Below are 13276 nucleotides of genomic sequence, written 5' to 3' on the forward strand. Positions count from 1 at the left end.
GCTGGGCTGCGAAGCAGCCCCAAAACCAGCCGCTGCGGTGTATCTGGTACAACGCATTCGGCTTATTGGGGCTGCTTCGCAGCCCAGCGCGGGCGATGCGGCGTTCCGACAAGCCCGCTCGCCACAACAGCCCTCTCTGCCTGGATTTAGGCGTTGCGGCAAAGTTGTGTAGATACCGATGGCCATCGCAGGCAAGCCAGCTCCCACATTTGGATCTGCGTCGCTGTTGAGGGCCAGTTACAATGCCGCTCTCCCAAGGAGCCTGCATGTCCACCTTAATCACCGACTGGCGTCACCGCCCCACCCATCGCCGTGTCTGGGCCCTGGCCGCGCCGATGATTCTGTCGAATATCTCGGTGCCGCTGGTGGCCTTGGTGGACAGCATGGTTATCGGCCATCTGCCCCACGCTCACCAGTTGGGCGCGGTGGCCGTGGGGGCCAGTCTGTATACCTTCCTGGCCTGGGCCATGGGTTTTCTACGCATGGGCACCACCGGGTTTGCCGCCCAGGCGGCCGGGCGCAATGATGGCGCGGCGCTGCGGCAAATCCTGCTGCAAGGCCTGCTGTTGGCGCTGGGGTTGGCAATGGTGCTGGGCACGGTGGGCATTCCCCTGAGCCATCTGGCGCTGGAATGGATGCAACCTTCGCCCGAATTGAACCAACTGACCCGCGAGTTTTTCCACACCCGCTTGTTCGGGTTACCTGCGGCGTTGGCTACCTATGCGCTGGTGGGCTGGTTCCTCGGCACGCAAAACGCCCGGGCGCCGCTGGCGATTCTTTTGACCACCAACCTGGTGAATATCGCCCTGAACCTGTGGTTTGTGCTGAGCCTGGACTGGGGCGTGGTCGGTTCGGCGCGGGCCTCGGTGATTGCCGAATGGACCGGCGCCCTGCTCGGCCTGACCCTGACGCAAAAAGCCCTGCGCGCCTACCCCGGGCATATCGCCTGGGCGGCGCTCAAGGTTTGGCAAAGCTGGCGTGCGCTGCTGGCAGTCAATCGCGATATTTTTATCCGCAGCCTGGCGCTGCAATCGGTGTTTTTCATGATCACGGTGCAAGGCGCACGGTTGGGCGATGCCACCGTCGCAGCCAATGCCTTGCTGCTCAATGGGCTATTGCTGACGGCCCATGCCTTGGACGGGCTCGCCCACGCAGTGGAAGCACTGTGCGGCCACGCCATCGGCGCCCATGACCGCCAGGCGTTGCGCCGCTCGCTGGTAGTCGCCTGCGGCTGGTCGCTGATCGCCAGCCTGGGGTTTGTGTTGTTGTTCACCTTCGCCGGCCACTTGTTTATCGCCATGCAAACCGATATCCCCAGCGTGCGCGAAACTGCCGATATCTACCTGCCGTACCTGGCGGTACTGCCGTTGATTGCGGTGTGGAGTTATCTGCTGGACGGTTTGTTTATTGGCGCGACCCGCGCGCGGGAGATGCGCAATGGCATGTTGCTGACGGTGCTGATGATGCTGCCAGTTGCCTGGGCGTTGCAGGGGTTGGGTAACCACGGGTTGTGGATAACGTTCCTGCTGTTTATGGCGGTGCGCAGTTTGACGTTGTGGGCGATTGCCTGGCGGCTGAATCGGCAGGGGCTTTGGCTGGGCGCCAACTAGTGTGGGAGTGGCGGTGCGACGATTCGACTTGCCCGCGATGACCACAGGTATCTACACAACTTTGCCGCAACGCCTAGATCCAGGCAGATAGCGCAGTTGTGGCGAGCGGGCTTGCCCCGCGCTGGGCTGCGAAGCAGCCCCAATAAGCCGAATGCGTTGTACCAGATACACCGCAGCGGCTGGTTTTGGGGCTGCTTCGCAGCCCAGCGCGGGCGATGCGGCGTTCCGACAAGCCCGCTCGCCACAGGAGAGTTCGTCAGTTTCTGAAAATTGTGTAGATACCTATGCCGCGATGACGGCAGATCAGTCAGCACCTGTATTGACTGATCCACTGCTTTCGCGGGCAAGCCCGCTCCTACACAAGCGGGCTCCCACAGTTTGAATCGCTGCCTGCCGGTCTTAGGAGGACAGGTAGGACGAGCGAGTCAGGCCCAGGCGCAGCGCATCCAGGAACTGGGTGCGTTCGGCCGCGGTGATCTTCGCGCTGGCGCACTTGTCACGGTAGTGGGTCATCAACTCCTCCGGCGACAAGTGCACGTAGCGCAGCATGTCCTCGATGGTGTCGTGGGTCTCGATCCCGGCGCTGTACACCGAACCGTCATCACGCTGGTAGATGTTCACCGAGTCGGTGTCGCCGAACAGGTTGTGCATATCCCCGAGGATTTCCTGATAGGCGCCCACCAGGAAGATCCCCAGCAGATAATCTTCGCCTTCGTTCAAGCCATGTACCGGCAGGCTGGTCTCGATGCTCTGCTCGTCGACGTATTGCTTGATCTTGCCGTCAGAGTCGCAGGTCAGGTCCTGCAGCACCGCGCGGCGCAGCGGCTCTTCGTCGAGGCGGTGCAGCGGCAGGATCGGCAGGACCTGGCCGATGGCCCAGGTGTCCGGCAGGCTCTGGAATACCGAGAAGTTGCAGATGTACTTGTCGGCCAGCTTGTCGTTGAGTTCGTCCAGCACCTGGCGGTGCGAGCGCTGGCGGGCCTTGAGGGAGTTGTGCAGGCGACGGCACACGGCGAAGTAGCACTGTTCGGCCAGGGCTTTTTCCGCGAGGGTCAGCTTGCCGTCGGCGTACTGGGCGGCCACGTCGCTCATGTAGTGGGTGGCGCGCCAGTAGGTTTCGGTGACCATTTCAATGTCGGTCGGACCCAGCAGGTCTACCAGCCATTGCACGGTTTCCGGCAGGCTTTCCTTGTTCTCGATCACCGGCACGTCGTCGTTGTGTTTCTCGACGTCGGTCACCTGCACCACCAGCATGGCGTGGTGGGCAGTCAGGGAGCGGCCGCTTTCGGAGAAGATGTTGGGGTGCGGCAGGTTCTGCGCATCGCAGAATTCCTTGAGCATGCCCACCACCACACCGGCGTAATCGTCCATGTCGTAGTTGATCGAGCTGGCGTTGCGCGAGTGGGTACCGTCGTAGTCCACGCCCAGGCCGCCGCCGACGTCGATGTGGTCTACCGGCAGGCCGAGGTTGCGCAACTCGCCGTAGTAACGGATGGCTTCCTTGAACCCGTGCTGGTAGTCCGCCAGGTTGGCGATCTGCGAGCCCATGTGGAAGTGCAGCAGGCGGATGCCCTGGTCCAGGCCTGCAGCGCGGAAGCGCTCGACCACCGACAGCAGTTGCGCCGCCGACAGGCCGAACTTGGACTTCTCGCCACCGGTGTCTGCCCACTTGCTAGACGCCAGGGACGACAGGCGCACCCGCAGGCCGACCTGGGGCTTGACCTTGAGGTTGGCGGCTTCTTCGATGACCAGGCCCACTTCGGACTCTTTCTCGATCACGATGAACACGTTGTGGCCCAGCTTCTGGCCCATCAGCGCCAGGCGGATGAACTCACGGTCCTTGTAACCGTTGCAGACGATGGTGCCGCCTTTCGGCGCCAGGGCCAGCACGGCCAACAGCTCGGGCTTGGAGCCGGCTTCCAGGCCGATGGACACGTCCTGGGTGGCGATGATGTTCTCGATCACTGCTTCTTGCTGGTTGACCTTGATCGGGTACAGCGCGGTGTATTTGCTCTGGTATTCCAGGCGCTCGATGTTTGCGTCGAAGGCACCGGTCAGCTGACGCACGCGGTCTTGCAGGATATCCGGGAAGCGCACCAGCAATGGCAGGGACAGGCCGCTTTTGCGCAGCTCGTCCACTTGCTCGTACAAATCGATGGGCGAGCTGTTCGGGCCGTTCGGACGGACTTCAACGCGACCGGCATCATTGATCGCGAAATATCCGGCCCCCCAATGGCGAATCCCGTAAACACTGCGGCTGTCCGCAACTGTCCATTGGCTGCCATCGTCTTTGCGTGTGCGTCGTACGGACATCGAAGTCCCCTATATAAAGTCGAAGAGCGCCACCCAAGTCAGAGGCTGGCGCAGTCTAAAGAGTGAAAATGACGATTTGCCTGTGAGAGGGGTAGACCCCACTTGCAGGACAGAGTTTAGACACCGGTCAGGAACAGGCTCTGTGAAACCATGGAGACGACGAGCGCGCTCGTCGGTGCGGGTTTCACAGAGGCTGCTAGCCGCCGGATTTCTTCGCCTTGTAACCGAGCTTGATCAACTCGGCCAACAGCAACTCGACGTGATCGCCCTGGATTTCGATGATCCCGTCTTTCAGGGCGCCACCGGTGCCACAGCGCTTCTTCAGCACGGTGGCCAACTCCTTGAGTGGCTCGGCTGCCAGGGGCACGCCGGTGATGGTGGTCACCGTCTTGCCGCCACGGCCCTTGCTCTCACGACGAACGCGGGCAATACCGTCACCTTCGGGAATCAGGGTCTGTTTGCAGGTACAGGCGTCCACGGGCTGGCGACAGTCCGGGCAATGCCGACCTGCGTCGGTGGAAAACACCAGGCCACCAAGGGCGGCGAAGGATGCGGCTTTTTTGGCCACCGGCAATCCTCTTGGGAGGATGAAGACTGGTCAGTACCCGCAATGGGCGGCTGACCGCGAAGCCCCACTCAGGCAGGGGCAGCGCTACCGAACCGACAAGGCCTCCCCGCCCCTGTAGAAGCGAGCTTGCTCGCGAAAATCGTCAACGATAACGCGGGCATTCAGACAGCACGCGGTGACATTGGGTTTTTCGCGAGCAAGCTCGCTCCTACAGGGGCCGGGGAGACGCTGTGGCGGTTCGGCTTGAAAAGTCGCGCAGTGTAACGGCAAAAAGCCTACTTGCTAAGAGCCAAATGGCGCCAATTTATGCAACTTTAGCGACGTGCAGCCAGATAGCGTTTCAAGGCGGCCAGGGAGTCGGGGCAATATGGCTTTTGCTGGATATCCTCAAGCACCGCCTCGATGCTCATAAAGCGCGCTTCCAGCACTTCTTCGGGCTGCAACTGCAGCGGCCCATCCCAGACCGCCGAGAACGCCGAGCACCAGAGCCGGTTGCCCGTATCCTCAAAGAAAAAGTGATCGTGAGCGGTCAATTCAACACCACTGACGCCCAACTCTTCCTCAAGCTCACGGGCTGCCGACTGTTCATAGGTCTCGCCAGCCGCCACCATCCCGCCCGCCGCCACATCCCAATAACCGGGATAGATGGCTTTGCTCAGGGTGCGCCGATGCACGCACAGCTCACCCTTTGAGTTGAATAGCATGATGTAGGTACCGCGCCCGATCAGCCCGCGCTCACGCAGGTCGGCGCGCACCAGAGCGCCGAGCAGGTTGTCCTGCTCGTCGACCCAGGCAATGTGCTCGGCATCCGAGGCCGCGCGGTGCGCGACCTCCTTGGCACTATCGACCATGACTCAACCCTGGTTCAGCAGTTGACGCAAGTCGATCACCGCCGCGTTGGCGCGGGAGATGTAGTTGGCCATCACCAGCGAGTGGTTGGCCAATACGCCATAGCCACTGCCGTTGAGGATCATCGGGCTCCACAGGGTTTCCTGGGACGCCTCCAGTTCACGAATGATCTGCCGCACGCTGACGGTGGCGTTTTTCTTGGCCAGTACGTCGGCAAAGTCGACTTCGATGGCACGCAACAGGTGGGACAGGGCCCACGCCTGGCCACGGGCCTCGTAGAACACGTTGTCGATCTGCATCCATGGGGTTTCCACCACTTCTTCATCGAGCTGCGGCACTTCGCCCGGCGCCAGCGTTTCGGTTTTCAGCGCGGTGTTGAGCTTGACCCGGCCAACACTGGCCGACAGGCGCTGCGACAACGAACCCAGGCGAGTGGCGACATCACCCAGCCAGTTGTTCAGGTTGTCGGCACGTGCATAGAACAGGGCGCCTTTCTGGTTGGGGTCGGACAGGCGCGCCTGATAGCGGTTCAGGGAGTTGATGCCTTCCTGGTACTCCGATTCGCTGGAGGGCAGCACCCAGCTCTTGTTATCAAAGTTGAAGCGCGGCTCGGCCTTCGCCAGGTCGGCGTCTTCGGCCGACTGCGATTGCGAGCGGGCGAAGTCCTTGCGCAGAGCGCGGGTCAGGTCGCGCACCTGCACCAGCACGCCATATTCCCAGCTGGGCATATTGTCCATCCACAACCCTGGCGGGAAGCGGTCGTTGGAAATATAGCCACCCGGCTTGTTCAGCAGAGTGCCCACCACGGTCTTGACGGTTTCGACGGTGGTAAAGCCGATCACCATTTGCTTGCCGTCTTTTTCGGCGGCAATTTGCGCGTTTTGCTGGACCGGGAACAACGCCGGCTCCTGGCTCCAATACCAACCCAGGCCACCGGTGACCAACAGGTAAATCACAACCAGGGTCAGCAGGGCCCGGCTCATCAGCAGATTACGAAAATAGCTGCGGGAGGCCGACTTGGGCGCAGGGCTTGGGCCTGGGGCGCTGCCTGCACGGTTTTTCCAGTCCAGCATGGCGGATATCCTTTCAGTCACTTGAGTTCAATAGCTACGACCACAACCCTACCCCATCGTGCCCGTGTGTGCGGGGCTTTTAATCAAGGTGGCGCAAAGCTGGCACTCAACTATAAAGGATGGGCGCTGATGCGCCTATGCGACCCAACAGTCAGCAAATGAATCCTCTGGACGTTGCAGTTAATTGACGTATGACACTCGTGCGAATCAAAAGAGGTGCTAGCATAGAGCCACCAGTCGACCTCAGCATGCACCCTTACCTAGTAGTCAGGATATGACCGAGCCAGAAGACCCCAGCCGTGAGCGTCTCAAGCACCACTTTGCCCAGCGGGTAATTCATCAGGCGCGTCAAATTCTTGAGATCTGGCAGCGTTTGCAGCGCAGCGAATGGTCGAACGCCGAATTGAACGAGCTCAGCGAGGCCAATCTGCGCCTGCTGCGTTTTGCCGAGCGCTTTGAACAACCCGAGCATGGCCAACTGGCCCGGCATATCATCGAGTCGCTTAAAGCGGTGGACGAAAACCGCGGCCGCCTGAGCAGCAACCTGATCACCGACCTCAACCGCTTGATGCAGCGCCTGTCACGCACCGGCCTGCGCCAGGGCGACCAGTTGGACCAGACCTTCCTGCCGCCAATGCGCAAGCCCATCTACGTGATGCTGGCCGATCACGACCGCGCCGAGCGCCTGGCCAAGCAGTTGGAGTTCTTTGGCTTGAGCGCCCAGTCCCTGGACAGCGTGGCCGCCTTCCGTTCGTCCATGGCCGAACGCCTGCCAGCGGCGATTGTGATGGATGTGGACTTCTGCGGCACCGGCCTGGGCCTGAAACTGGCTGCCGAGGCCCAGGAAGGCCTGGAGCAGAAACTGCCGCTGCTGTTCTTCAGCCTGCACGAAACCGACACCCCCACCCGCCTGGCCGCCGTGCGCGCCGGGGGCCAGGAGTTTCTCACCGGCACCCTGGAAGCCTCCAGCCTGCTGGAAAAAATCGAAGTCCTGACCTGCGTCGCTCAGTACGAACCTTATAAAGTGCTGATCATCGACGACTCCCGCGCCCAGGCGATGCACACCGAACGCCTGCTCAACAGCGCCGGGATCGTCACCCGCACCTTGATCGAACCGATCCAGGCCATGGCTGAGCTTGCGGATTTCCAGCCCGACCTGATCATCCTCGACATGTACATGCCGGCCTGCACCGGCACCGAACTGGCCAAGGTGATTCGCCACAACGACCGCTATGTCAGCGTGCCGATCATTTACCTGTCGGCCGAAGACGACCTGGATAAGCAGCTGGACGCCATGAGCGAAGGCGGCGACGACTTCCTCACCAAACCGATCAAGCCGCGCCACCTGATCACCACCGTGCGCAACCGCGCCGCCCGCGCCCGCCATCTCAAGGCGCGGATGGTGCGCGACAGCCTGACCGGCCTGTACAACCACACCCATATCCTGCAACTGTTGGAAGACTGCAGCTTCCGCTCGCGTCGCGAGAACAAGCCGCTGAGCTTTGCCATGCTCGACATTGACCACTTCAAGCGGGTCAACGACAGCCACGGCCACCCCATGGGCGACCGCGTGATCAAGAGCCTGGCGCTGTTTCTCAAGCAGCGTCTGCGCAAGACCGACTACATCGGCCGTTACGGCGGCGAAGAATTCGCCATTGTGATGCCCGACACCGACCTGGACGCCGCCTGCAAGGTGCTCGACGAAATCCGTGGGCGCTTTGCCGAAATCCATTACCCGGCCCAGCCCCAGGATTTGTGGTGCACCTTCAGCGCCGGCGTTGTCCAGCTGTGCGACGGCTCCGACAGCCTGATGATGGCCGCCCAGGCCGACGAAGCGCTGTATCGCGCCAAGGACGCCGGACGCAATCGAGTCCATGCTGCGGGCGAATCAAGGCAAAATGCCACCTTTTCACCAGATTCCACTCAGACCGTCATAACGTTGTAACGAAAACGCAATAACTTCAGGCACTTATCCTTCCGCCGTTGGTTGAAACCACGCATGCGCCTGAAGCTGCTGACGAATCTGAACACCCTTCTGCTGGTCGCCGTTTGCCTGGCCCTGGGCGCTACGCTCTGGTGGTCGCAACGCGCCCTCGAACGTCCTTATCTATTGATGGAGCGCTACCTGGGCCTGTCCCAGGCGTTCCAGAACCAGACCGCGCGCAATATCGACGACTATCTGGCCAGCGGCGACGCCTTGCGCCTGAGCGCTGCCGGCCAGAGCCTGGAAAGCCTGCTGCTACACCTCGATGAACTGCCGCCTGAGCTGAGCGAAAAATTGCGCCCCGGCCTGCTGGACCTCGATGGCTTCAGCAAGACCGACCTGCTGGCCGCCGGCAAACTGGCCGGCGACCCACAAGCCTTGCTGCTGCAAGCCGAGCGGGAGCTGGGGGCCAATCTGGAACAACTGAGCCAGTACGCCACGGCAGTCAACTCAGTGGAAGCGCCGCGTTATCTGCCGCCGCTGCTCGCTGCCGCGCAGCATCTGGGCCGGCTATCCCTGGCGCGAGACAAACTGGTGAGCAGCGGGCGCAGTGAACTGGCCGACGATGTAGAGCGCGAACTGGCCAATATCCGCACCCAGGCCGACCGGCTGGAGCAACTGCCGCTGCTGGGTGTGACCGCCAGCAGCGCCTCCAACAGCGATGACTTTTCTGCGTTGATGGGCCTGGAAAGCAACGAGACCAAGGTCGTCGAAGATACCGGCGTCGGCCTCAAGCGCGAACTCAACAGCCTGCTCACACGCTACCCGGCCGAACTTGCGCGTACCCGCGAGCAAATCCAGAAACGCACTGAGCTGGCCGCCGCAACCCACCTGAAAATCAACACCGTGCAGCAAGCGATCGCCGCGCTGGAGCCTGAAGTCCGTGCCCAGCACGCCAAAATCCAGGGTGAAGTGCGCATGATCCAAGGCGTGATGATCGGCCTGATTCTCCTGATCGCCCTGCTCATCGATACCCTGCAACGCCGCCTGGCGCGGGTGCTGACCAGCCTGGCGCCGGCGTTGTCGACCTGGGCCGAGGGCGACTTCAGCCAGCAGATCGCCCTGGGCGCGACCAACCGCGAACTGCATGATATTGAAGCCTCGCTCAATCGCCTGCGGGCTTACCTGGTGAACCTGGTGGGCACTATTCGCACGAATGCCGAGCAAGTAGCCGGCAGCAGCCGCGCCCTGGCCAAGCTGAGCGGCGGCCTGCACGACGGGGCCGAACGCCAGGCCGGCGACACTGCGCAAATCCGTGACTCATTGGGCGAATTGGAAGCCACGATCCAGCAGGTTGCCGGCGACGCCAGTCAAGCCGCCGGGGCCAGCCGCAGTGCCGGCGAGGCCGTGGAGCACGGCCAGCGGGTGATTGGCTTGAGCCTCACCGGCCTGCACGCGCTGGTGGGCGAAGTACAAGACAATGCGCAGATGATCGAAAAACTCGCCGAAGAGTCCGCAACCATTGGCAGCGTGCTGACGGTGATTCGCTCGATTGCCGACCAGACCAACCTGCTGGCGCTCAACGCCGCCATCGAAGCCGCCCGCGCCGGTGAAGCCGGGCGTGGGTTTGCCGTGGTCGCCGACGAAGTACGTTCCCTGGCCCAACGCACTGCAGGCGCGACTGCCGAAATCCAGACCCTGATCGCCGGCCTGCAAACTGCAGCACGGCAATCGGTGGAGGGCATGCGCGCACAGGTCGAACATGCCGAAGCCACCGCCCAGCAGGCCCAGGCAGCGGATGGTGCGCTGGACGAAATCGTCGGCGCGATCCAGACCATTTCCGACACGGCCATTCGTATTGCCGATGTCACGGCGCAGCAGAGCGGCGCAGTCAGTGAGATCCGTGATAACAGCGAGCGGATCCATCAGTTGGGCGAGGACAACCTGCTGCGCATTGGCCAGGGGCGCAGCCAGGGCGAGCATTTGTTGGTGCTCGGCGGGCAGCTCAATACGGCCGTGCAGGCCTTCCGCGTCTGATCCCATCTCCCAAATCAGACGGGAATCAAAAATGTGGGAGCGGGCTTGCTCGCGAATGCGGTGTATCAGTCAACCTATCCATCACTGACCCACCGCATTCGCGAGCAAGCCCGCTCCCACATTTGATCTCCTGAGTACTCGCAACCGTGTTACCAATGACCGGATCGCGCAGCCCAGTCACATACTTTGCGCAATCCTCGCTAATCGTGCTGGCTATTGCAGAGAACTGGACAGTCATAAAGGCTTTGCGGCATAGTCGCCGGGTTCTGACGTACCCACATCCAATAACAAGGAACAGCCGATGGCGACCTTACTGGTTCTGCACGGACCCAACCTGAACCTGCTCGGCACCCGCGAACCGGGTGTGTACGGTGCAGTCACCCTCGAACAGATCAACCTCGATCTGGAACGACGGGCCCGTGAAGCCGGCCACCATCTGCTCTACCTGCAAAGCAATGCCGAGTATGAATTGATTGATCGCATTCACGCCGCGCGCAGCGAAGGCGTGGACTTTATCCTGATCAATCCCGCCGCTTTTACGCACACAAGCGTTGCATTACGTGACGCGCTGCTGGCGGTGAGCATCCCATTCATCGAAGTGCATTTATCGAACGTGCATAAACGCGAAGCTTTCCGCCATCACTCTTACTTCTCCGACGTAGCGGTAGGAGTGATCTGCGGCCTTGGCGCCAGCGGTTACCGACTGGCCCTGGAGGCCGCCCTGGAACAAATTGAAGAACAGGCTAAACGCCCCTGACCGACCCTTGGGAGTTGATGATTCATGGATATCCGTAAAGTTAAGAAATTGATCGAACTGCTGGAAGAATCCGGTATCGACGAGCTGGAAATCAAGGAAGGCGAAGAGTCCGTACGGATCAGCCGTCACAGCAAGACCCCGGCCCAACAGTTCTACGCACCACAGATGCAAGCGCCGGCTCCAGCCGCTGCTGCTCCGGTCGCCGCACCTGCTGCTGCCGCCGCTCCCGCCGCACCGGCCGCGCCAGTGCTCAACGGTTTCGTGGTCAAGTCGCCAATGGTCGGTACTTTCTACCGCACCCCGGCACCGACCTCGCCAGCCTTCGTTGAAGTGGGCAAGACCGTGAAAGTGGGCGACACCATCTGCATCGTGGAAGCGATGAAAATGATGAACCACATCACGGCCGAAAAAGCCGGCGTCATCGAATCCATCCTGGTAGAAAACGGTCAGCCGGTTGAGTACGACCAGCCGCTGTTCACCATCGTTTGAACCGCGGAGCGCCTTCGATGTTGAAACCTGCGAAGAAACTGCAAAAAGTCCTGATCGCCAACCGCGGCGAGATCGCGCTGCGTATCCTGCGCGCCTGTAAGGAAGAGGGCATCAAGACCGTCGCTGTTTACTCGACGGCCGATACCGAACTGATGCACGTGAAACTGGCGGACGAAAGCATTTGCATCGGCCCGCCACTGGCCACGAACTCGTACCTGAAGGTCTCGAACATCATCGCCGCTGCTGAAGTGACTGGCGCCGATGGCATCCACCCTGGCTACGGCTTCCTCGCGGAAAACGCCGACTTCGCCGAACAGGTGGAAAAATCCGGCTTCGCCTTCATCGGCCCGAAAGCCGAGACCATTCGCCTGATGGGCGACAAGGTTTCGGCCAAGGACGCCATGATCGCAGCCGGCGTGCCAACCGTTCCAGGTTCCGACGGCCCGCTGCCTGAAGACGAGGAAACCGCCCTGCGCATTGGTCGCGAAGTCGGTTACCCGGTGATCATCAAGGCCGCCGGCGGCGGTGGTGGTCGCGGCATGCGCGTGGTGCACAAGGAAGAAGACCTGATCGAAGCGGCCAAGCAGACTCGCTCGGAAGCGGGCGCCTGGTTCGGCAACCCGATGGTCTACCTGGAAAAATACCTGACCAACCCACGCCACGTGGAAGTCCAGGTACTGTCCGACGGCCAAGGCCACGCCATCCACCTGGGCGACCGCGATTGCTCGCTGCAACGTCGTCACCAGAAAGTCCTGGAAGAAGCTCCGGCACCGGGTCTGGATGAAAAGGCACGCCAGGAAGTCCTGGCACGCTGCGTCAAGGCTTGCATCGACATCAACTACCGTGGCGCGGGGACTTTCGAGTTCCTCTACGAGAACGGCCGCTTCTACTTCATCGAGATGAACACTCGTGTGCAGGTAGAGCATCCGGTTTCGGAGATGGTCACCGGTATCGATATCGTCAAGGAGATGCTGAGCATCGCCGCTGGCAACGTGCTGTCCTTCACCCAGGACGACGTGAAGATGCACGGCCACTCCCTGGAGTGCCGGATCAACGCCGAAGACCCCAAGACCTTTATCCCAAGCCCTGGCCTGGTCAAGCATTTCCATGCGCCAGGCGGCAACGGCGTACGTGTGGATTCGCACCTGTACAGCGGCTACAAGGTTCCGTCCAACTACGACTCGCTGATCGGCAAGCTGATCACCTGGGGCGCCACCCGCGACGAGGCCATGGCCCGTATGCGCAACGCCCTGGACGAAATCGTGGTCGACGGCATCAAGACCAACATCCCACTGCATCGGGATCTGGTTCGTGATGAAGGCTTCTGCGAAGGTGGTGTGAACATTCACTACCTGGAACACAAGCTGGCCAACCAGTAAGTGCTCCACCCAACAAAGCCGCCTTCGGGCGGTTTTGTTGTTTCTACGGCACTGACTTTCTTTGCTGGATGGATGCATTCCCCCTGTGGGAGCGGGCTTGCTCGCGAAGGCGGTACGTCAGCTGGCACATGAGGTGACTGGTCCAATGCCTTCGCGAGCAAGCCCGCTTGTATGTTTAGACTTGAAGGGGTGGGCGGCGACTAAAAGCCCGATTCCGACTCTAGCCAGTACGGACCGTGGGAGACTTCTCGTCCCGCCCTTTCTACCCTAAGCGCCG

10 protein-coding genes are annotated in these 13276 nt (G+C 61.3%); 6 read left to right on the forward strand and 4 right to left on the reverse strand.

Going from position 1 to position 13276, the window contains the following annotated elements; all coding sequences use genetic code 11:
* Positions 1 to 266 precede the first annotated feature (266 nt).
* Entirely contained in the window at positions 267 to 1610 is a 1344-nt protein-coding gene (locus HBO09_RS28485; RefSeq protein ID WP_169999536.1) for an MATE family efflux transporter, read from the forward strand.
* Positions 1611 to 2009: 399 nt separating this feature from the next.
* Here the strand turns inward: HBO09_RS28485 and speA are convergent, their stop codons facing one another.
* From speA to HBO09_RS28505, 4 genes are all read right to left on the reverse strand, one after another.
* The gene (speA, locus tag HBO09_RS28490) at positions 2010 to 3923 is read right to left on the reverse strand and encodes an arginine decarboxylase (protein ID WP_169999537.1); all 1914 of its coding nucleotides are present in this window, start codon (positions 3921 to 3923) and stop codon (positions 2010 to 2012) included.
* 196 nt (positions 3924 to 4119) lie between these two features.
* Positions 4120 to 4491: a translation initiation factor Sui1 gene (locus HBO09_RS28495; RefSeq protein ID WP_029297635.1), complete on the reverse strand. Its 372-nt coding sequence runs from the start codon at positions 4489 to 4491 to the stop codon at positions 4120 to 4122.
* Positions 4492 to 4805: 314 nt separating this feature from the next.
* The gene (locus HBO09_RS28500) at positions 4806 to 5342 is read right to left on the reverse strand and encodes an NUDIX hydrolase (RefSeq protein WP_169999538.1); all 537 of its coding nucleotides are present in this window, start codon (positions 5340 to 5342) and stop codon (positions 4806 to 4808) included.
* 3 nt (positions 5343 to 5345) lie between these two features.
* Positions 5346 to 6413 (reverse strand): DUF2333 family protein, encoded by a 1068-nt coding sequence (locus HBO09_RS28505; RefSeq protein ID WP_169999539.1) that lies wholly within the window; start codon positions 6411 to 6413, stop codon positions 5346 to 5348.
* A gap of 274 nt (positions 6414 to 6687) precedes the next feature.
* Here HBO09_RS28505 and HBO09_RS28510 point away from each other — a divergent pair, with 274 nt between their 5' ends.
* From HBO09_RS28510 to accC, 5 genes are all read left to right on the forward strand, one after another.
* Positions 6688 to 8358: a PleD family two-component system response regulator gene (locus HBO09_RS28510; RefSeq protein WP_169999540.1), complete on the forward strand. Its 1671-nt coding sequence runs from the start codon at positions 6688 to 6690 to the stop codon at positions 8356 to 8358.
* A 54-nt stretch (positions 8359 to 8412) separates the two neighbouring features.
* Positions 8413 to 10374, forward strand: coding sequence for a methyl-accepting chemotaxis protein (locus HBO09_RS28515; RefSeq protein ID WP_169999541.1), 1962 nt, complete (start codon positions 8413 to 8415; stop codon positions 10372 to 10374).
* Between the two features lie 301 nt (positions 10375 to 10675).
* Positions 10676 to 11131, forward strand: coding sequence for a type II 3-dehydroquinate dehydratase (gene aroQ / locus HBO09_RS28520; protein WP_133713887.1), 456 nt, complete (start codon positions 10676 to 10678; stop codon positions 11129 to 11131).
* A gap of 24 nt (positions 11132 to 11155) precedes the next feature.
* Positions 11156 to 11620 (forward strand): acetyl-CoA carboxylase biotin carboxyl carrier protein, encoded by a 465-nt coding sequence (gene accB, locus HBO09_RS28525; RefSeq protein ID WP_076961499.1) that lies wholly within the window; start codon positions 11156 to 11158, stop codon positions 11618 to 11620.
* A gap of 17 nt (positions 11621 to 11637) precedes the next feature.
* Entirely contained in the window at positions 11638 to 12999 is a 1362-nt protein-coding gene (accC, locus tag HBO09_RS28530; RefSeq protein WP_003188188.1) for an acetyl-CoA carboxylase biotin carboxylase subunit, read from the forward strand.
* Positions 13000 to 13276 lie beyond the last annotated feature (277 nt).

The sequence above is a fragment of the Pseudomonas sp. WS 5027 genome, assembly GCF_012985695.1.
Lineage (GTDB): Bacteria > Pseudomonadota > Gammaproteobacteria > Pseudomonadales > Pseudomonadaceae > Aquipseudomonas > Aquipseudomonas hygromyciniae.

Coding starts and splice junctions, on each gene's coding strand:
- HBO09_RS28510 (WP_169999540.1), top strand. CDS start 6,688: ATGACCGAGCCAGAAGACCCCAGCCGTGAGCGTCTCAAGCACCACTTT.
- HBO09_RS28515 (WP_169999541.1), top strand. CDS start 8,413: ATGCGCCTGAAGCTGCTGACGAATCTGAACACCCTTCTGCTGGTCGCC.
- accC (WP_003188188.1), top strand. CDS start 11,638: ATGTTGAAACCTGCGAAGAAACTGCAAAAAGTCCTGATCGCCAACCGC.
- HBO09_RS28505 (WP_169999539.1), bottom strand. CDS start 6,413: ATGCTGGACTGGAAAAACCGTGCAGGCAGCGCCCCAGGCCCAAGCCCT.
- accB (WP_076961499.1), top strand. CDS start 11,156: ATGGATATCCGTAAAGTTAAGAAATTGATCGAACTGCTGGAAGAATCC.
- aroQ (WP_133713887.1), top strand. CDS start 10,676: ATGGCGACCTTACTGGTTCTGCACGGACCCAACCTGAACCTGCTCGGC.
- HBO09_RS28500 (WP_169999538.1), bottom strand. CDS start 5,342: ATGGTCGATAGTGCCAAGGAGGTCGCGCACCGCGCGGCCTCGGATGCC.
- speA (WP_169999537.1), bottom strand. CDS start 3,923: ATGTCCGTACGACGCACACGCAAAGACGATGGCAGCCAATGGACAGTT.
- HBO09_RS28485 (WP_169999536.1), top strand. CDS start 267: ATGTCCACCTTAATCACCGACTGGCGTCACCGCCCCACCCATCGCCGT.